The sequence below is a fragment of the Coprococcus sp. AF102-57 genome, assembly GCF_027686195.1.
GTDB lineage: Bacteria > Bacillota > Clostridia > Lachnospirales > Lachnospiraceae > Allocoprococcus > Allocoprococcus comes.
In genome coordinates, this window is record NZ_JAQCSY010000014.1 from 32544 (window position 1) to 52951 (window position 20408).

The 20408-nt window shown below is 40.6% G+C and carries 20 protein-coding genes and 2 pseudogenes; 10 read left to right on the top strand and 12 right to left on the bottom strand.

All coding sequences use genetic code 11. The features are described 5' to 3' along the window. Positions 1 to 53: 53 nt before the first annotated feature. A complete protein-coding gene (locus PGZ10_RS10095; RefSeq protein WP_270541326.1) occupies positions 54 to 479 on the bottom strand; it encodes a hypothetical protein in 426 nt (141 codons plus the stop codon). Positions 480 to 631: 152 nt separating this feature from the next. Between PGZ10_RS10095 and PGZ10_RS10100 the strand changes: the two genes are divergently transcribed. The 5 genes and pseudogenes from PGZ10_RS10100 to PGZ10_RS10120 all read left to right on the top strand — a co-directional run bounded on the left by PGZ10_RS10100 (position 632) and on the right by PGZ10_RS10120 (position 3613). Continuing rightward, positions 632 to 1099, top strand: coding sequence for a recombinase family protein (locus PGZ10_RS10100; RefSeq protein ID WP_270541328.1), 468 nt, complete (start codon positions 632 to 634; stop codon positions 1097 to 1099). Positions 1100 to 1154: 55 nt separating this feature from the next. After that, a complete protein-coding gene (locus PGZ10_RS10105; protein WP_270541331.1) occupies positions 1155 to 1454 on the top strand; it encodes a hypothetical protein in 300 nt (99 codons plus the stop codon). A 107-nt stretch (positions 1455 to 1561) separates the two neighbouring features. After that, positions 1562 to 1768, top strand: a pseudogene (locus PGZ10_RS10110) (8-oxo-dGTP diphosphatase MutT); the annotation flags it as partial. A 2-nt stretch (positions 1769 to 1770) separates the two neighbouring features. Further along, entirely contained in the window at positions 1771 to 2781 is a 1011-nt protein-coding gene (locus PGZ10_RS10115) for an O-acetyl-ADP-ribose deacetylase (protein WP_270541333.1), read from the top strand. A gap of 169 nt (positions 2782 to 2950) precedes the next feature. Beyond that, positions 2951 to 3613 (top strand): vWA domain-containing protein, encoded by a 663-nt coding sequence (locus PGZ10_RS10120; protein ID WP_270541335.1) that lies wholly within the window; start codon positions 2951 to 2953, stop codon positions 3611 to 3613. Between the two features lie 64 nt (positions 3614 to 3677). On the opposite strand, the gene PGZ10_RS10125 is transcribed toward PGZ10_RS10120, so the two are convergent. Continuing rightward, positions 3678 to 5564 (bottom strand): ATP-binding response regulator, encoded by a 1887-nt coding sequence (locus PGZ10_RS10125; RefSeq protein ID WP_270541337.1) that lies wholly within the window; start codon positions 5562 to 5564, stop codon positions 3678 to 3680. Positions 5565 to 5689: 125 nt separating this feature from the next. Between PGZ10_RS10125 and PGZ10_RS10130 the strand changes: the two genes are divergently transcribed. Further along, on the top strand, positions 5690 to 6583 hold the full coding sequence (locus tag PGZ10_RS10130; protein ID WP_117558367.1) for a NifB/NifX family molybdenum-iron cluster-binding protein: 894 nt from the start codon (positions 5690 to 5692) through the stop codon (positions 6581 to 6583). 114 nt (positions 6584 to 6697) lie between these two features. Beyond that, positions 6698 to 8230, top strand: coding sequence for a hypothetical protein (locus tag PGZ10_RS10135; RefSeq protein WP_270541339.1), 1533 nt, complete (start codon positions 6698 to 6700; stop codon positions 8228 to 8230). A 6-nt stretch (positions 8231 to 8236) separates the two neighbouring features. On the opposite strand, the gene PGZ10_RS10140 is transcribed toward PGZ10_RS10135, so the two are convergent. Next, positions 8237 to 8380, bottom strand: a complete 144-nt coding sequence (locus tag PGZ10_RS10140) for a hypothetical protein (RefSeq protein WP_270247173.1) — start codon at positions 8378 to 8380, stop codon at positions 8237 to 8239. Between the two features lie 143 nt (positions 8381 to 8523). Between PGZ10_RS10140 and PGZ10_RS10145 the strand changes: the two genes are divergently transcribed. After that, entirely contained in the window at positions 8524 to 9918 is a 1395-nt protein-coding gene (locus tag PGZ10_RS10145; RefSeq protein WP_270541340.1) for an MATE family efflux transporter, read from the top strand. Positions 9919 to 9998: 80 nt separating this feature from the next. Beyond that, entirely contained in the window at positions 9999 to 10703 is a 705-nt protein-coding gene (locus tag PGZ10_RS10150; protein WP_270541341.1) for a DNA alkylation repair protein, read from the top strand. Between the two features lie 21 nt (positions 10704 to 10724). Here PGZ10_RS10150 and PGZ10_RS10155 read toward each other — a convergent pair whose 3' ends face one another. The 4 genes and pseudogenes from PGZ10_RS10155 to PGZ10_RS10170 form a co-directional block, all read right to left on the bottom strand. After that, positions 10725 to 11801 carry a tyrosine-type recombinase/integrase gene (locus PGZ10_RS10155; RefSeq protein WP_055157081.1) on the bottom strand — a complete coding sequence of 359 codons (1077 nt, stop codon included), beginning with the start codon at positions 11799 to 11801 and terminating at the stop codon, positions 10725 to 10727. A 175-nt stretch (positions 11802 to 11976) separates the two neighbouring features. After that, positions 11977 to 12975 (bottom strand): annotated as a pseudogene (locus PGZ10_RS16840) (Gfo/Idh/MocA family protein); the annotation flags it as partial. A gap of 27 nt (positions 12976 to 13002) precedes the next feature. Continuing rightward, positions 13003 to 14373: a sodium-dependent transporter gene (locus tag PGZ10_RS10165; protein WP_117834759.1), complete on the bottom strand. Its 1371-nt coding sequence runs from the start codon at positions 14371 to 14373 to the stop codon at positions 13003 to 13005. Positions 14374 to 14651: 278 nt separating this feature from the next. Continuing rightward, positions 14652 to 15071 carry a LysM peptidoglycan-binding domain-containing protein gene (locus PGZ10_RS10170; RefSeq protein ID WP_055157086.1) on the bottom strand — a complete coding sequence of 140 codons (420 nt, stop codon included), beginning with the start codon at positions 15069 to 15071 and terminating at the stop codon, positions 14652 to 14654. Positions 15072 to 15306: 235 nt separating this feature from the next. Between PGZ10_RS10170 and lexA the strand changes: the two genes are divergently transcribed. Further along, positions 15307 to 15927: a transcriptional repressor LexA gene (lexA, locus tag PGZ10_RS10175; protein WP_055157087.1), complete on the top strand. Its 621-nt coding sequence runs from the start codon at positions 15307 to 15309 to the stop codon at positions 15925 to 15927. A gap of 273 nt (positions 15928 to 16200) precedes the next feature. On the opposite strand, the gene pepV is transcribed toward lexA, so the two are convergent. The 5 genes from pepV to lspA all read right to left on the bottom strand — a co-directional run bounded on the left by pepV (position 16201) and on the right by lspA (position 20393). After that, on the bottom strand, positions 16201 to 17568 hold the full coding sequence (gene pepV, locus PGZ10_RS10180) for a dipeptidase PepV (protein ID WP_117558351.1): 1368 nt from the start codon (positions 17566 to 17568) through the stop codon (positions 16201 to 16203). 78 nt (positions 17569 to 17646) lie between these two features. Further along, positions 17647 to 18096: a D-aminoacyl-tRNA deacylase gene (gene dtd, locus PGZ10_RS10185; protein WP_055157091.1), complete on the bottom strand. Its 450-nt coding sequence runs from the start codon at positions 18094 to 18096 to the stop codon at positions 17647 to 17649. 143 nt (positions 18097 to 18239) lie between these two features. Further along, positions 18240 to 18875, bottom strand: a complete 636-nt coding sequence (locus PGZ10_RS10190) for a cytidylate kinase-like family protein (protein ID WP_270541343.1) — start codon at positions 18873 to 18875, stop codon at positions 18240 to 18242. Positions 18876 to 18958: 83 nt separating this feature from the next. Next, positions 18959 to 19876 (bottom strand): RluA family pseudouridine synthase, encoded by a 918-nt coding sequence (locus PGZ10_RS10195; RefSeq protein WP_022221013.1) that lies wholly within the window; start codon positions 19874 to 19876, stop codon positions 18959 to 18961. Further along, positions 19866 to 20393: a signal peptidase II gene (gene lspA / locus PGZ10_RS10200; RefSeq protein ID WP_270541345.1), complete on the bottom strand. Its 528-nt coding sequence runs from the start codon at positions 20391 to 20393 to the stop codon at positions 19866 to 19868. The genes PGZ10_RS10195 and lspA overlap by 11 nt, the downstream gene beginning before the upstream one ends. Positions 20394 to 20408 lie beyond the last annotated feature (15 nt).

The window sequence follows — 20408 nt, forward strand, 5'->3', positions numbered from 1 at the left end:
GTTTTAAACCATGGGAAGATTTGGAAGAAAATGAGTGAGTTGTCAGTGCAATCTTATTTATCTCTTGTGATAGAAACAAGTTCCCGTTTTGCTGGAAGTAAGTCTGAACTGATCTCAGGAGCATCGAGCAGTGCAGTGAAATTCTGTCTGATGATATCCAGTGTCTTTTGCTTTTTCTGCAATTTCTTTTTTTCCCGGACAGTAGCAGCCTGTTCAGATTCAAGATTTTCTATCCGCTTCTGGATTTTATTAGAGCTTGGGATTTTGGTAACACCGAGATCCTGAAGCTCTTTTTTTAGTGAATCGTGCAGTTGGTATTCTGCCTGATGTTTGGTTCGGTATGCTTTTGGATTTTTAGTAGATTTGCAATCTTCAATTACTTTACGGCAGAGCCGGTAAGAATCACCGTGTTTTTGAATGACTTTCTGCGTGCTCAGATTACTGTTGATTTGTGCAATTCTTTGGTCGGCAACTTTCATAGAAGCTTCAATGTCAGATACATGCTGCCTGAAATCCTCATAATTCAGCAGGTTATTTTCGGAAAGATAAGTTGAAGGTGCGGGCTGCCTCTTTCAGATTATTGAGCTTTGCCCAACGTTCAAATCCTTCACGATTGCCGGTTGTAACATACGTGGAGATATTGATATACAGGCGAGCTTCTCTTCTGGATAATGAGATTTATATTGGAACCAGAATCTGGGGAAAAACACGTTGCAGTATGCATACCGGTCATAAAGCAGTTCTGAATGATGAAACAGAATGGGTTCGCCTGGAAAATCATCATACAGCAATTATAGACAGGGCATTGTTTGAAAAAGCAAATGAAATGCATCCGAAAAAACGGAGAATTGTTGCAGAATCACGCACCAATTTTACGCTGGAAAGACGAAAAAAACAGCCGGCATTGCTGTTATGTGCCAACTGTTGGCGTTCTCTGTTAAAAGAAACAGAGCATCTGCTGAAATGCTCAGATGCCCGAACCAATGGAGATCCGATGGAAACCGCTGGAGGAGAATATCCTTGGGCTTGTCCATCAGTATGTAGCGTCAATGTTGGAAAAAGAAAAGAAAGTATCTTCCAAAAGGCAATGCGAATATAAAGAAATCAATACTGCAGAATTGCAAAAACAGAGCCGACAGTTGACCTCGGAAAAGATGAAACTCTATGATGATTACAAAGATGATCGTATGGGTCGTGATTTGTATAAGCAGAGAGTTGAAAAGATAAGTGGACAGCTGGATGAAATCAAACGAAAAATAGAAGATGCGGAGAATAGCAAAAAGCTTCTTGAACAAAATGAACTTTCTGATAAAATAAAACTAAAAGATTTCTTGGGAATTCAGAAGTTCGATACAGAGAAGCTGCGTGAGATTATCAAGGTGATCTGTGTTCATAGTCAGGATGAAATTGAAATCGAATGGAATTTTGACGATATTTTTTCAGAACAGAGATAACTTGAGCAGGACAATAATGACTTATCAGAAGATAATAAAGGTGCTTGGACTACCTGATGGAAACGTCAGATAGTCTTCGGCAGAAAAAAATTAAATTTTTTTGTCCTATACTTGACACCGTAGAATATGACTATCCAAAATTCCACCTATCAATGGATTGTTTTATCTGTAATGTAAAATCCGGCGATCTGATCCTAAAAGAGCATGAAGCTGCCAAATGGTTCACCAAAGAGACTCTTTACAGCGTAGACTGGCTTCCGGCAGATCAGGCGCTGATTGGAAAGATTGAAAATTATTTAGAGGAGCATGCCTAATTATGCCATTACAAATCGTCAGAAATGATATCACCAAAATGTCCGTAGACGCCATCGTCAATGCCGCAAATTCCTCCTTGCTCGGCAGCGGTGGAGTGGATGGCTGCATTCACCGTGCAGCAGGGCCAAAGCTTTTAGCAGAATGCCGCACATTAGGCGGCTGTCAGACCGGAGATGCAAAGATTACAAACGCCTATGATCTGCCTTGCAATTATGTCATTCACGCAGTAGGTCCTATTTGGAGAGGCGGACAGTTTCATGAGCGGGAGCTGCTTACTTCCTGCTATGAAAATTCCTTAGCACTTGCAAAAGAAAAACATTGTGAAACCATAGCATTTCCACTGATTTCTTCCGGAATTTACGGCTATCCGAAAGCTCAGGCGCTGAAGGTTGCAATCGACGCGATCAGCGCATTTCTTATGGAAAATGATATGACGGTATACATCGTCATTTTTGATAAAGCAGCTTATCGGATCAGCAGCAAACTGTTTTCTGATATTGCATCTTATATCGATGATCATTATGTAGAAACACACATTAACAAAACATCCGAAGCAATGAGGCGCCAGAAGCAGTTCCGGGAAATGGATCTCTGTGAAAGCATATCTTTACCAGAGCCATCAAATGTACCATTAAGTAAGGCTGCAACTTTGGAAGATGCCTTGCAGCAAATGGATGAAAGCTTTTCTGAAATGCTGCTTCGGAAGATTGATGAAAGTGGAATGACCGATTCCCAGTGTTATAAGAAAGCCAATATTGACCGGAAATTATTTTCCAAGATTAAAAATGACAAGTACTACAAACCATCCAAACCGACTGTTCTTGCATTTGCGCTGGCACTTGAGCTTCCGCTTCCGGAAATTCAGGATATGCTGATGAAAGCAGGATTTGCCCTGTCTCATTCCAGCAAATTTGACGTAATCGTTGAATATTTTATCTTGAAGCAAAAATATAGTATTTATGAAATCAATGAAGCACTCTTTGCCTTTGATCAAAGTCTGATTGGAGGCTAAGAAGAAAATAGTTTGGCAATTTTGCACACAGCGTTGTTCGCCTGATATGATTCTCTAGAAATTTTCTGATCCATAAAAAGTGTCGCTTTTCATGCGACCATTTCCCCTGAAAATGGCAGTATCCTATAGTTACAAACAAAATAAGCCATTACTTAGGAGGAAATTTAGCATGAGAAAAAATCTGACAGAAGTTGTATTTATTTTAGATCGCAGCGGATCCATGAGCGGACTGGAAAAGGACACCATAGGCGGCTTCAATTCTATGATTGAAAAGCAGAAAAGAGAGGCAGGGCAGGCGCTGATTTCTACCGTGCTTTTTAACAATAACAGTAAAGTCCTTTATGACAGAGTAGAGGTGCAGAAGATTCCCTCTATGACAGAAGACGATTATTCTGTGTACGGCTGTACGGCTCTCCTGGATGCGATCGGCGGTGCTATCCATCACATTGGAAATGTCCACAAATATGCGCGCACGGAAGATGTACCAGAGCATACCGTTTTTATCATCATGACAGATGGTATGGAAAATGCAAGCCATATGTACAGCAGTGATAAAGTAAAGCAGATGATTCAGCGGCAGCAGGAAAAATACGGATGGGAGTTTCTGTTCCTCTGCGCAAATATTGATGCGATTGAAACAGCCAATCATTTTGGAATTAACGCAGATAAAGCTGCCAATTATCAATGTGACTGCGAAGGAACTACATTGAATTACGAGGTGTTAAATGACGCAATTTCTGCTGTTAGGTGCAATGCAGCGCTTGATTCTAGTTGGAAGAAGCGAATTGATAAAGATTATCAAAAACGTGGACAACATAGCCGCGTAGATTAATGAAACACACAAAGAGCAGAGGATGAACTTTCCAAAGTTCTTTCCCTGCTCTTTCCACATTCATTTATTCCATCACTTCCCCGATCACCTTCATCATCTCATCCACCCGGAACGGTTTCATAATAAACCCATCCATCCCGGCATCCAGCGCATGTTTCCGGTCTTCCTCAAATGCATTTGCAGTCATGGCAATGATTGGAATCTGTGCCTTCTTCACATCTGCAAGCTGACGGATTTTCTGTGTCGCTTCGTATCCATTCATCCGTGGCATTTGTACATCCATCAGGATAAACTGATATGTGCCTGCTTCCTTATCTTGAATTTCTTCCACACAGGCGCATCCATCCGGAACCCAGTTCACAAGAATCCCTTTATTTTTCAAAACTTCCATGGCAATTTCTGCATTTAATTCATTATCTTCCACCAAAAGTACATGCATTCCGTCAAGACCTATTTTGTATTCCTTTGCTTTATCTGATTGATGAAGCTGATTTTTCGTTGCAATCCGAAGGGGAAGTGAAATCTGTATTTTGGTTCCCTGACCGGAATTACTTTGGATTATCACATCACCATGCATCAGATCTACCAGTTTCTTCACAATCGCAAGTCCAAGCCCTGTTCCTTCAGTCTTGCTCTCGGTAGAAGTTCGCTCTCTTTCAAATGCCTCAAACGCATGTTTCTGAAATTCTTCATTCATACCGATTCCGGTATCCTTTATCGTGAATTTGTATTCGGCAAATCCAGGTGCGATCATTCTCTGGACGCAGCTAAATGTGATCGTTCCTCCCGCTGGGGTAAATTTAACTGCATTATTCAGTACATTTACCAGAACCTGCTGCAGTTTTGTCGCATCACACCATACCAGTGGATTCTCTATTTGATCCTCAACTTTGAAATCAATCATTCCCTTTTGGATGCTGTATTCGAGCATCATTTTCAGATTTTCTTCCATTTGCTTCAGGTCAGTTACCATCTCCACAATTTCTGCCTTTCCACTTTCGATTTTAGACAGATCCAACACATCATTGATGATCTTCAGAAGAATCTCACCAGATGCCTGAATTTTGGAAATTGCATTTTTTACAATTTCTTCATCATCCGGATGTTCTGCAATGATATCAGAAAATCCAATGATCGCATTCATCGGGGTACGGATATCATGGGACATATTTGCCAGGAAAGCATTCTTTACCTCACCGGCTACTTTCGCTTTCCGTGTCGATTCTTTTTCCAGTTCCAATGCATTGGACAGTCTTTTCCGGTGTTCAAACTCCATCTGATCTTGCTGGTGCTCCACCATGAACAGGTAGGAGAGCAGTGCTCCGATTACCAGGCAGTACGGTTGGAACGGATACGCCCCATAAAGTGGAATGATATAGGTATTTACCAGAATTCCGATCAGTGGGACTGCTGAAAACAGTGCCGATTTTATGAGATATCTGACACCCTTTGTATTGTTCATGAATAAAATGAAGAATGTCTGTGCAAATGTATAAACGTAATAAAACAGATTGAGTACGGCAAACACTCCGAAAAATGTACCGCGTATATAGGTCCGGTTCCGTGAAAATCTCCAGACAATTCCCGTCGGAACTGAGAGAAGAACCATCAGAACCAGGAGAATGAACGGAATCATTTCCGCAAATCTTTGCTTCTTTGAACGGTTAATCCCCATATAACTCTGCATAAACAAATGCCACACATATGGCATGATTACATAAACCAGATAAAAGAAAAACACAACCAGCTTAAACTGCAAAAGGTTTCCTGACTTACCTAAGAGTTCTTTCATAAACAATGCATCCATTAACACATAAAGCTCTACCATGCCAATAAAGATCATCGTATATTTTTTACTCGGGCTCCATGTAATATAATAACGGATCCTTAAAAAGATGATCGTCAGTATTATCATCATAAATATTGCGTTGCTCAAATAAATACTACTCATTTTCCAGTCCCTTTTTTCTTTCGTTTTGTCTCATTATTTCTTTCATTATTGTATACTTTTTCTATGCGTTTCGCAATCCATATGTTATACTATTGAGTAAAGGTATCTCAAGGAGGATTTTACAAATGAAAATAGCAGTAACATACGAAGGCGGATCTATTTTCCAGCACTTCGGAAAGACAGAAACTTTTAAAATGTATGAGGTAGAAGACGGAAAGATCACTTCCATGCAGATTGTTCATGCTGGTGGCGCCGGACACAGTGCGCTTGCAGGATTCCTTTCTGAGCAGAGTGCAAATGTTCTGATCTGTGGCGGTATCGGAGAAGGTGCACAAGAAGCGCTGAAAGAAGCCGGTATCAAAGTTATATCCGGTGCAGCAGGAGAAGTAGATGCGGCAGTGAATGCCTATCTTGCAGGAGAACTGGAATCTGCAGGTACAAATTGTGACCATCACCACGAAGAAGGTCATTCCTGCTGTGGACAGCATGAAGAAACAGCAACAGAAGAAGCTTCTGCTGAAGAAGAACATTCCTGTGGCGGACACTGCAGTGGATGCAGCGGATGTGGTGGCGCACATGTGCCGGATTTTGAAGGTCCGAATGTCGGAAAGACCTGCCGTACCCATTACAGAGGTACCTTTGATGATGGTACCCAGTTTGATTCTTCCTATGACCGTGGAGAGCCATTGGAATTTGTATGCGGAGCCGGACAGATGATCCATGGTTACGATAAAGCCGTTGCAACAATGGAAGTAGGACAGACCATCAACATCCATCTGATGCCGGAAGAAGCTTACGGCATGCCGGATCCACGCGCCATTTTTACGCTGGAAATCGCACAGCTTCCTGGATCAGAAGATCTGGAAGTCGGTGCACATGCATATCTGACCAACCAGTACGGACAGCCATTCCCGGTAACCGTAACCGAAAAGACAGAAACCAACATCACATTTGATGCCAACCATGAGATGGCTGGAAAAGAACTGAACTTCCAGATCGAACTGGTAGAAGTAAAATAGTAAATATGAAAAGTGATTTAAGCGCCCCTTTTATTTCGTCATAAAGGAGGCGCTTAAATACTAAGATTATATTTTTGGAAATCGATAATTAGACAACAGAAAGGAGATTTGCCCGTGCTAGATTCAGAATTAAAAACATATCCATGGAATCCAACCGTAAAAAAGAAAGCCCACCGCGTGTTCATGCTGAGATGGTTGATCGTCATCCTGGCTGCCGCTGCAATCTTTTTTCTGACCTATCAGAAACTCACTACCAATGTCTGGGGACTTACGGCTTTCCTTTGCCAGCTTCTTGCCGTTATCGAACTTGCTTTCGGGCTCCAGTTTGTAGAAGCCGGATGGAGCAGAAAGATATCGAGTAGAATGCCACTGGACGAACATTATGAGTATGCGCTTTATATGTATCATATACAATCTGTCCGCGATCTTGCTACGAATAACCGCATGCTGCTCCTGATTGCAAGCCTTGAAATCCAGCTTGGGAAATACGATCATGCTACACAGACAATTACACAGATTTCTGTTGGAAAATGTACACCAGTCCAGTTAAAACAGTTGTATTATATGCAGATCTTACTGGCAGCAGAAGTGGGAGATACTGATACAAAAAATCAGTTTTTAACCCGTTATACAGGAATTCCTGACACAAACGGTGAATATCCATCTGAAGCAGAACTTACCACCTGGATTGAAGCAGAAGAAATGGACAGACTTATTTCTGCATTAAAAAAATTTACTCCAACAAGAAAAGAGCATATCCTGCGTACTTGTCTGATTACAATCGTTCTGGCATACAGTACCTTTTTCTACGGTGCATGGTATGGTATCAATAAAAGCGCAGGATATGCAATCCGCTATTATTTTGCTGAAATATCCGCCATCTGCGTTTCCGTCACCTTGTCCTGCCTGCTGATCTGGGGCATGATCTGTCTGTATAAAAAGCAAAAAAGCCTTCTTAATAGGAAAGCAACCAGACGAATAATTGCCGTTTCTTATGCCGCACTGACTCTTTTCTTACTTTCTCTGATTGGTTACAGCTTTTTAATTGTGAGCTTTGGCGTAGAAGGAACGGAAACCGTAACCGGTCAAGATCAGCATTATATTTATCTTTCCGTACAGTCTGATTACGGCATCGCTACACAGTACCGAACTGATAACCTGATTTATATGCAAAAAACGGGTTTGTTTTTGCCGAATACAGACACTTTAACAGAATCCTCTGTACCAGATTCCGACCCGAATGATTCGGAAACACAAGATAGTAGTACCACTGATTCTACCGAAAATTCTCCGGCACAGGAATCCCAGAAGGCTTCACCGCTTCAGGACGAAATGCGTGCTGTGTATCAATATATCCAGCAACAGAATCCCCTTCCGGATATGAATTTCACTTACACGGCAAATGCAAAGGGCGAAAATTACGCGATCCTCTCTGAGACAACAGAAGAGAAGGATGGCACAACAGTAAATGTCAATTACTGTCTGTATGATAACGGTTCTAAGACAGATGAAAATAATAATACTTTCGAAGAATTGGTTCTGGAAAAGGTATATCCGGATGGTGGATATGAGACAGAACTGGTTGATTTCTATCTGGTAAATCCGGAGACTTTGGAAGTTATAGATGAGCAGAAATCAAGCTGGTAATTCTATTTATCCTATTAAAAAATACTTATCAAATGATAAAAGCATCCGAAGATTACCGGTCTGCTCATAAAGCGTCTTTCCGGCATCTGTAAGCGCAATTTTCTTTGTGCCTCGCAAAAAGAGTGATACCTGTAATTCTTCCTCCAGCATCTTCATCTCCTGATTATTTAAAAATGAAAATATATTATCCATATGATTTTTATTGAATTATCATATAAAAACAATAATTTACATATATATTACATCATGTTAGAATTAAAAAGCAAGAAAAATAAAAAGGAATGAATTTACAAATGAAACGAGTCGATTTTGAAAATGGAACGATAACCAGTAATATCCTTGGAGCATCGCTCCCGATGCTGGTCGCCCAGATTTTAAGCTTACTTTATAACATTGTAGACCGGATTTATATTGCACGTATCCCGCACATCGGAACTGCAGCACTTGGTGCAGTCGGTCTTTGTTTCCCGGTAATTGTCATCATTACCGCATTCAGCAATCTATTCGGAAGCGGCGGTGCACCATTATTTTCGATTGAGCGCGGCAAAAATGAGCCACAGGAAGCGAAAAAAATTATGAATATTTCTTTTTCCATGGTCTGTATCTGTGCCATTGTACTCATGGTAATTGGCTTTTTATTTGCCCGCCCGATCCTGGTACTGTTTGGTGCCTCAAAAGACGCTCTAATCTATGCATATCCGTACCTGATGCTTTACCTGATCGGAACTCTGCCTTCTATGATTGCAACCGGTATGAACTCGTTTATCAATGCACAGGGATATTCAACCATCGGCATGCTTTCAGTTACCATAGGGGCAGTAACGAACCTGCTGCTTGACCCGTTGTTTATTTTTGTGTTCGGACTTGGCGTGCGCGGTGCCGCAATTGCAACGGTCATTTCTCAGACACTTTCTGCTGCATTTGTATTTTTCTTTCTTACAAAGAAAGCAGAACTGAAAGTGAGGCTCCTCAAAAAAGAGGAACTTGCCAGCTGTACAGCTTATGCAAAAAACATTGTAAGCCTGGGAACTGCCGGATTTATCATGCAGTTGACAAACAGTCTGGTAACGATTGTCTGCAACAATGTACTTTCCGTCACAGGCGGAGATATCTACATTTCTGTTATGACCATCGTATCCAGTGTCAGACAGCTTGTAGAAACTCCGATTTATGCAATCAACGAAGGGACTTCGCCAATCCTGAGTTACAATTATGGTGCAAGACGCCCATGCCGTGTAAGAAAAGCCGGTGCCATGATGGCACTTATGATTCTCGGATACACAGCTGTGATGTGGAGTATTATCATCATCGCGCCGAAAACCCTGATCGGAATTTTCAGTTCAGATGCTACGTTGATGAAAGATGCAGTTCCTGCCCTGAAGCAGTATTTTGCAGCGTTTATCTGCATGGATATGCAATACATTGGCCAAACGGTCTTTAAATCCCTGAATAAGAAGAAGCAAGCAATCTTTTTCTCACTACTTCGGAAGGTATTTATCGTCGTGCCTCTGACATATCTAATGCCGTATGCCCTGCATATGGGAACAGACGGCGTATTTCTCGCTGAGCCGGTTTCTAACGTCATTGGTGGAGGATTATGCTTCATCACCATGTTACTTACCGTATTGCCGGAATTAAAGCGTATGGAGCGGAAGAATGCTCTCTATGAGACAGGCACGATCTTATAAATGCGTAAACCACTGTCAAGCTGTAGCAAATTTCGTTATACCGAATTATAAATCTACAAGATTTCAGGAGGAAATGACAAATGAGCAGTAGAGAAGTAATAGAAAATGTACAAGCAGATCTCTTTGCAATACAGGATCTTGTTTATCGGGATTTTCAGGCAAAACTGATGCCGACAGTCAATAAGGAAACCGTCATCGGTGTGCGGATTCCTTCTTTGCGCGCATACGCAAAAAAATTCGGTAAAACAGACAATGTTTCTGCATTTCTTGAAGTGCTTCCACATAAATATTATGAAGAAAACAACCTTCATGGACTGCTGATTGAACAGATTAAAGCGTACCCATCCTGTATTGCCGCACTGGACCGTTTTCTCTCGTATATAGATAACTGGGCAACCTGTGATATGATCGCGCTCCCGACAGTAAAAAAACATCTGGACATATTTATCCAGGAAGTCTGCCGCTGGATAGCATCGGATCACCCTTATATCGTCCGTTTTGGAATTGGAATGCTGATGCGGTATTATCTGGATGAACAGTTTAAACCGGAATATCCCAAAAAGGTAGCCGAAGTTAAATCGGACGAATATTATGTAAACATGATGCGTGCCTGGTATTTTGCTACCGCTCTTGCAAAGCAGTATGACCAGATCATTCCTTATCTGGAAGAGAAAAGGCTGGACACCTGGACACATAATAAGACGATTCAGAAAGCAATTGAAAGCTACCGGATCACGCCGGAACAGAAGATCTATTTAAGGACATTAAGAGTAAAGAAACAATAAGTTTTACCGAGCTTTGACAATTTACGGTTCCCGCAATTTTACCACATTTGCAGCACTACGTCGTCTGTCTTCATCGATTGCAGCGTAGTGCTTTTTCGTTGTATTGACATCTTTGTGCCCCAGAACATCCGCTACCAGGTAAATATCCCCCGTTTCCTTATAAAGGGCAGTACCATAGGTACTTCTGAGCTTATGTGGCGTGATTCTTTTATTTGTAATCTGACTGGCATACTTTTTAACCATATTTTCAACCGCCTGCACACCGATCCGGCGTCTTTGGGTTGATAAAAACAGAGCATTTTCATAGCCAGCAAGGGGCGTTACCGCTTTACGGTATGTCTCCAGATAATTGCGAAGTGCTTTTTCCACCTCTTCACCAAAATAAACAACCATCTGGCTTCCACCTTTTCGTGTCACCATGACCCCATTATTGTTGAAATCCACATCTGACAGGTCCAGTCCAACTAACTCCGATACTCGAATACCTGTTCCAAGTAGAAGAGTAATGATCGCAATATCACGTTCTTTCGTCTTATTATAATAGGAGAGTGCCTGACCGGTTAATTTGGAACCACAGGATTCCACATAATCCAAAAGCTTTGCAACCTCATCGGTATCCAAACGTATGATCGCCTTATCATGTAGCTTCGGCATATCTACAAATAAGGTCGGATTTTTCTGAATTATCTGTCTTTTAAAGAAATAATTATAAAAGCTGCGTAATGCAGACATTTTGCGGAATAAGCCGCGTTCAGAGTTTGTGACCTGTTTGGTTTCTTTGGTATGAACATCTGTAGTATCATAGACCTTCAGATATTCCAGATATTCCTCAATATCAACCGGCTGAATAGCTTCCAGATCCTGTACCTGAAAGTCCTTAATTGAGTGATGTTTATAAACAGGATTTTCTTCAATTAAAAACTGAAAGAACAAACGGATGTCATATGCATACGATATTCGTGTCTTTGGTGATGTGGTTGGTTCAATGGCACGAAAATAATCACGTGCAAAGTCAGGCATGGTGTTTAAAACACCACGAAGACGAATAGTATTATCAATATAAGTTTCTTCCTGGTATGTTTTTGTATCAGATGGCATGATCCTAAGAACCTCCTAAATTCCATAAATTTCCCCGATATAGGTATGATTATAGCATGGTTTCGGAAGATTTGTCTATATCTTTTGGAAAAATCGGTATTTGTCGTATAGATTTGTTATTCAAAATACTGCTGTCCCAAGACAACTTTTTGCCAGGGACAGCTAATTATAATTACTAGCACGGTCTGTTTCCTTTTTCAAATGGATATTCAATCCCCCAGTCTTTTCTAAGTCCATCCATCTGTTCCATGATGCGAATACTTTCTTCATGCGGCATTTCCGTACATTCAAGTTTTCCTTCACGGATAGCCTTCATAGAAGCGCGTACTTCATATTCAAACCCAGTGATCTGTTCTGGCATTGTAATTTCCCTTACAAATTCCCGATCCGGTGTATATACTTTTACCGCTGTAATATCATTAATATTTTCCGCAATCAGATACCCCTTGGTCCCATATATCATACCATATTGTTCTGTACCGGTAAGTGCACTGCTTTGTATAGAAGCCATCGATCCATTTTTGTATTTCAGAATAATGGAATTCTGTGCATCCACTCCACTGTCAAATTTTACGCAGGAAGAAAGCGTTTCTTCAACATCATCGCCTAAAACCATGCTTGCAAAATTCAGTGGGTAAATACCTACATCTAATAGCGCTCCACCGGCAAGCTTCGGATCGATCAGACGTTCTTTTGTATGCATATCATATCCGAGATTTGCTGAAATCCCCTTTATTTCTCCGATTTCACCACTTGCAATAATATCATCGATTATTTTACGGGATGGAAGGTATCTTGTCCAAATTGCCTCCGTAATAAAGACTTCTTTTTCCTTTGCGAGAGCAAATACTTCTTTTGCTCCAACAGCATTTACAGTAAATGGTTTTTCACAAAGTACCGGTTTCCCATGATTGATACAAAGTTTGGCATGTTCTATATGAAACGGATGTGGTGTCGCGATATAAATCAACTCTACTTCCGGATCATTTACCAGTTCTTCGTATGAGCCATATGCCTTTTCAAATCCCCATTCTTTGGCAAATTTCTGCGCTCTGTCAAGATTTCTTGCAGCAACGGCATATGCAGCCGCATCGTCCATACCGTCCAGTGTTTTCGCCATATTTGCTGCAATTCGCCCAGCACCGATAATTCCAACTTTCATCTGTTCCATTTCTTTACACTCCTTTTTTCACATATTATTCTACATGGAAATCCATCCAAATGCATTCGCCACAGAACTGATCAAAATAATCAGAACAAAGATTGGACACAGATATTTAATCATAACAGCAAAAATCTTCTTTCTGCGGAATGCATTTTCTCCATGAATAATCTCTTCTTCTATCTTCTTTACCCCAACAACTCTAGCTACCAAAAGGCTTGTCATCAGTGCCGCGATCGGCATCATTACCGAATTAGTCAGAAAATCAAAGAAATCCAGGAACTGCATACCAATAATTTTCACAAATGCAAGTGGTCCATATCCAAGTGAAGATAAACTTCCTAATACTATCATAATCACACCAACAAGCACAGTAGACTTTTTACGACTCCAGCCGATTTCATCTTCAAATGTAGATACTGCACTCTCTGTCAATGCGATTGAGCTTGTCAGCGCAGCAAAAAGAACAAGCAGAAAGAACAGAATTCCAATTGCTGTTCCCAATCCCATATTCTCAAACACCTTTGGTATTGTAATAAACATCAGTGCCGGCCCTGCCTGTAACGTATCCGGATTTCCACCTGAAAACGCAAATACGGCTGGGATGATCATAAGTCCTGCCATAATTGCAATCGCTGTATCAAATACTTCTACATTTCTTGTAGAATCTTCAATCGAAATATCTTTCTTCATATAAGAACCAAATGTGATCAAAATTCCCATAGCGATCGATAGGGAATAAAACATCTGTCCCATAGCAGCTACCACAGACATCCATGAGAAATTCTTTAGATTTGGCACCAGAAAATACTTCACGCCTTCCATTGCACCTGGTCGTGTTACTGAGTAAATGGTAATGATCAGCGAAAGCACGATCAAAATCGGCATCATAAACTTTGAAACACGCTCAATTCCATTCCGAACACCTGCATAAATAATAATCAGTGTAATCAGACAGAATATGATAAAACAGATTTCTGTAGAAAATCCATTTGAAATAAACTCTGAAAAATATCCATCTTGAGCCAGACTACTGCTGTTCCCTTTTACATATTCCAAAAGGTACTTGATAACCCATCCTCCAATTACAGAATAATATGGTACAATCAGAACCGGAATAATCGCATTAATCCATCCACCAAAAGAAATCCATTTTGACTTTCCAAAAGATTTGAACGCACCTACCGGACTTTTTCTTGTCATACGGCCAATTGCTGATTCAGCAATTATCATCGTATAACCGAAAGTAAGGGCTAACAGAATATAGATAAGCAGAAAAATTCCTCCGCCATATTTCGCCGCAAGATAAGGAAACCTCCAGATATTTCCAAGACCTACAGAAGCTCCTGCTGCTGACAGTACATATCCTAATTTACCGGAAAATGTACTCCTTTTTTTATGATTATCCATAACAAAATCTCCTCTTTTATTCTAAAATTAAATACACCTGTTTGATTTTATCATGATAATCCTTTAAAGTCACTAGTAAAATCAAGTATAGCCTTAAAAATATAAAATTTCTTAGTATAAAATTAAAAAGTCCGGAAAGACTAAGACGGGGTGAGCGATGGGATCTTGGTTAGAGACCTTAAGAATGTCTTAGTCTTTTAGACTTTTATAAAAAATAGAGTGTATATAATGTGCTGTCAGGCAGATTATTCGCTGCTACCTGACAGCACAGATGGTCTTTAATAAACAGAATCATCTCCATAATACGAAACAACCAGATAGTCTCCTTCCTGGAGATTATTCCTGTCTTTTAAACTTAAATGATTTGCTTCTGCCAGCTCATCCATATATTCATATATGGAATCTTCTGTTCGTCTGTATCTTTGTGCAATGCTCCAGAGTGAATCCCCTTTTTCAAGCTGGACACTTTTATAATATCTCTCTCCGGAAGGTTCTTCAGCTTTGCTATCGTGCGCACTGGAGAAAAAGCTTCCAAATCCAAAACTCAATGACATAACCATCACCAGAGCCGCAATCCCTGTCACAAACCGTCTGATAGAATTCGTCTTACGGTGCTTTGCATAATGACAGTGCTTCTGTCCTTTTGCTCCTGCATGATATCGATCTGCATACATATCTTTTCTTTTCTCTGATCTCATGATAAATTCCTCCCTTTTCTTCTGTAATCTTTTCAGTTCTCCTATATACCAGAAAGCATGTTCCCGAACAACTGTTCTGTTATCAATATACAGCAAGAACATACGTTTGTCAATATGCAAATCGAACGTATTTTCTAAACATTTGTTTGCTATTTTTTCTTCTGTATGATATGATAATTTTAATAGTTCGGATAATAATTCAAATTGATATAGATACAGATTTAGGAGGTCTTTTATGAGTAAAGGTAATATTAGCAAGAAACAGGAAGAGATACTTGAATATATTAAGTCCCAGATCCTGCAACGTGGTTTTCCACCGGCTGTACGTGAGATCTGTGATGCTGTGAATCTGAAGTCAACTTCTTCTGTACACTCTCATCTCGAGACTCTTGAGAAGAACGGATACATACGACGTGACCCAACCAAACCACGTGCAATCGAGATTCTGGATGATTCATTTAATCTCACAAGACGTGAGATGGTTCAGATTCCGATCGTAGGCCATGTAGCTGCAGGAGAACCGGTTCTTGCACAGGAGAATATTGAAGATTACTATCCTGTTCCTACTGAATATATTTCATCAAATAAAGAACTCTTTATGCTGAAAGTTCAGGGTGAAAGTATGATAAATGCCGGTATACTGGATGGAGATTATGTCATTGTGGAAAAGCAGGCAACTGCAGAGAACGGTGACATGGTTGTTGCTCTGATTGATGACGGTGCAACGGTAAAGACGTTTTACCGAGAAGAAGGTGTGATCCGTCTTCAGCCGGAGAATGATGCAATGGAACCATTTATCCTTGAAGATGTTACGATTTTAGGGAAAGTTGCTGCTGTTATGCGCTTCTTCCGTTAATTTTTAAAAAACAGGTGATTACTTGCAGAAGCATCTCAGATAGAAGTGCTTTTTGCAAGTAATCACCTGTTTTTTATATATGTTCTTCTCCATATCCTTTTTTCTCTTACTATCATAAATATTTTTTCAAATGCATCAAAAAAGCCGGATAAAATATACAGGTATTCTCAACCTGTCATCTTATCCGGCTATTGTTTCCATTGAACAACTCACCCTTCGATGCTCGTATCTATATATGACATATCCAGATGATCCAGTCAGTACTGTTTCCTACTATTTTTTTGCAAGTTCGTACATCGCTGCTGCCGTAATCTGCAGTGCACGGAGAAGCTTTTCTACTTCCACATGTTCATCTGGCTGATGGATCACGTCTGCTTCACCTGGAAATACCGGTCCGAATGCAACCATGTTCGGGAATTTCTTTGCGTAAGTTCCACCACCGATTGCAAGTGGTTCCAGGTGCTCGCCGGTCTCTTCTTCATATACATGAACGAGCTTCGTCACCAGTTCAGAGTCTTTTGGTACATAAAGAATTTTGTGGTTATTTTTCCGGAGCACATCGAATGTGTAACTGTTGATATGATTGATCAGTGTATCATCAACAACTTTCGGATCTGCATTTTTTGGATAACGGACATCTAATGTAAAATATGTCTCTTCTCCATCATAATAAACGATACCAAGGTTTACGGTTGTCTCACCAGTTTCTTCATCCACATAATGTACTCCCAGTGATTCTCCATTTGTCTCCGTTCCGATCTCTTTCAGAAGAAATTCCATCAGTTGCTGGAATTCTCCACCAAATTCATTCTCTTTCACTGCATTCAAAAGAAGAATTGCTGCATTTACACCAAGATGCGGGGTACTTCCATGTGCACTTCTTCCCACCGCTTCAACGATTGTTTTTCCGTTTTCATGCGTCACAGTAATTCCTTCTGTCTCTGTTACCTTAATGTCTCCTTTTACGACCAGTTTACAAGTTGGAATCACGACATTATCAGCGATTCCACCGCCGAAATATTCCACTTCGATATGCCCTTTGTCATAAACCTTAGAACCACCTTTGATACCGGTCGTTCCTTTTTCACAGAAAATAACCGGAAAATCTGCATCCGGAGTAAATCCGATCGTCGGCATCTCATATCCGTTCTCTACGTAATACGCCGCACATGAAGAGCCACATTCCTCATCAGATCCAAAAATAACACGGATTCTACGGTCAATTGAAAGATTCAGGTCACGGATCGCCTTCAATGCGTAAATTGATCCAATGATAGGTCCCTTATCATCCAGACATCCTCTTCCCCAAAGGATTCCATCGTGGATCTCGGCACCATAGGCAGGATAAGTCCAGCCGGTATCACCAGCCGGTACAACGTCTACATGACCGAGAACGCCTACCATCTCTTTTCCTTCTCCATATTCTACCCAGCCGATACGATTGTCTGCCTGCCCAACCTTGAAGCCAAGTTTGCGGCCAAGTTCAAGGGCATCTTCCAGAGCAGCCTTCGGTCCAGGACCATATGGCGCGTCTGGCTGTGCCTCACCACGCACGCTTTCAATTCTCATGTTCTGTTGAATTCCAGCAAGAATTTCATCCTTCATCTCCATAATCCTGCTGTTTAATGCTTCATAACTCATTATTACATTCCCCACTTTCTTGTGTATTCCATCTGTATTCTATTATACACGATACATCTTTAGAAACCAAATAATATTTTAACAAATCTGTTCCGAATCCAGCACGATCGTAAATGGACCGTCATTTAAAAGAGACACCTTCATATCTGCACCAAAGCTTCCTCTTTCCACAACCGGGATCACTTTCTTACATTCTTCAATAATATATTCATACAGTTCATTTGCCATATCCGGTGCACCTGCCTCAATAAAACTTGGGCGGAATCCTTTTTTACAGTTTGCATATAAGGTAAACTGGGAAATCAGAAGAAGTTCTCCATCCACATCCTTCAGGGCAAGATTGGTCTTTCCGTTCTCATCTTCAAAAATGCGAAGTCCTGTCAACTTCTTTACCATTTTGTCTGCAATCACTCTGGTATCATCCTGTGCCACTCCGATCAGCACCATAAATCCTTTTCCAATCTTTCCGATCACTTCTCCTTCTACCGCAACCTCGGCATGTGTTACTCTCTGAATTACAAATTTCATGTTTTCTTGTCTCCTCTTTCTTCTCTTTATTTGACACTATAATGCCTGTGTTCCGAAATTATCAGAACATAAGTATTTTGCTACAGGTCTAAAAAACGGGGGATTTTTATTTCCCCCGTCTTATAACATTATAATCTCTGTTCTTACTCTTCCAAGCTTGCCTTTAATTCAAGAAAATCTTTGATAGCTTTCACACATCCGTCAACACCAAACTTGGAACTGTTTATACAAATATCATAACTTTCGGCATCGCCCCATTTTTTGTTGGTATAATAATTGTAATAGCTTGCCCTGCGTTTATCTGTCTTATGTATCAGATCTTTTGCTTTGTTATCTGTCAGTTCATTCAGCTTTGCTACATTTTTAATCCTGTCTTCCAGATCTGCATGAATGAATACACTTAGTACATCATCCCGCTCTTCCAGTGCATAATCCGCACATCTTCCTACCAGTACACACGGTCCTTCCTCCGCAATCTTTTTGATCGCATCAAACTGCGCAAGGAAAATCTTGTGATTTAGTGGCATTTCATTGACAGAACCGGATGCAAATCCCATAGAATATGTATCCATTACCAATGAATAGAGAAAACTGTTCGTCGGTTTTTCATCATGTGTCTCAAAAAGCTCTTTGCATATCTTACTGTCCTTTGCTGCCCGTGACAACAATTCTTTATCATAAAACTCAATTTCCAGTTCATCTGCCAGACGTTTTCCAATCTCGCGTCCTCCGCTTCCAAACTGACGACCTATTGTTATAATTGTATGTGTTTTACTCATAAACGTCACGCTCCTTTGCAGGTCATTATTCCATAATTATCCTATACATATTATATAACAATTCATAATAAATGTATAGATTTTCATGACATTTTGCGTAGTTTTTTCAATAAATTTTCAAAATATTCCGGAAGTGGGGCATCAAATTCCATATATTTTCCGGTTCTCGGATGGATAATTCCAAGAATTTTCGCATGAAGTGTCTGCCCCTGTAGTGTCCACGGACATTTTGCCGGACCATATACACAGTCTCCAAGCAACGGATGATGGATACTTGCCATATGCACACGGATCTGATGTGTGCGACCGGTTTCGAGCTCACAGGCAATATAAGTATAATCGCCAAACCGCTCCAGGACCCGGTAGTGTGTCACTGCATTTCTGCCGTTTTTCTCATTGATACTCATTTTCTTCCGGTCAATCGGATGGCGTCCGATCGGCGCATTCACAGTACCGGAATCCTCTTTGATATTACCGTGTACAATCGCATGATAAATCCGCTTAATGCTGTGCTCTTTTAACTGCTCTGCAAGGATCTGGTGTGCGGTATCATTTTTACATACCAGAAGAGAACCGGTAGTATCCATATCGATCCTGTGTACGATTCCCGGACGCATTACACCGTTGATTCCTGAAAGACGGTCTTTGCAATGATACATGATCGCATTGACCAGGGTTCCGGTATAATGACCTGCTGCCGGGTGCACTACCATACCTTTCGGCTTATTAACCACCAGGATATCATCATCCTCATAGAGAATATCCAATGGTATATTTTCCGGCAGGATATCCGGTTCCGTCAAATCCGGTATCGTAATCTGAATTTGATCTCCTTTTGCAACCTTATAGTTAGATTTGATTACTGTGGAATTTACCTTTACATTTTTTTCTTTTATCAGTTTTTGAATATAAGAACGGGAAAGCTCCGGCACTTTCTCTGTGAGAAATTTGTCGATTCTCTCCCCTGCATTTTCTTCACTCTGAAATTCTTTAATCTGCATGTTTCTGCTCCTGTCTGCGCGAATAAATAGAAAAATCTTCGTCCTTATAATAAAAAAAGATCAGCAGAACCAGAACGATAAACGTCACAGTCACATAAATATCCGCCACATTGAAAATCGGAAAATCAATCAGTGAAAAATAAAAAAAGTCAACCACATATCCTCTGGTCAGACGGTCAATAAAATTCCCGATTGCTCCGGCTGTCAGAACGATCATGCAGATTCTGAGTGGCAGATATCTTTTTTCTATCGGAGTTCTGCCATAAAACCAGCTCACAACAACAAGAATCACAACGGTCATGATGACAAAGAACCATCGCTGGTTCTGAAAAATCCCAAATGCAGCTCCTCTGTTTTCAAGATAATGCAATTCAAAAACATTATTCCACAACACAAATGCAGACTGCTCCTTCAAATGTGCAATTGCCAGAAGCTTTGTATACTGATCCAGAAGCACCAGGATTACGATTCCAAGTGCTGCAAAAATATATTGTTTTAACCCTGGTCTGTTCTTCATATGCTCTCCTTTACT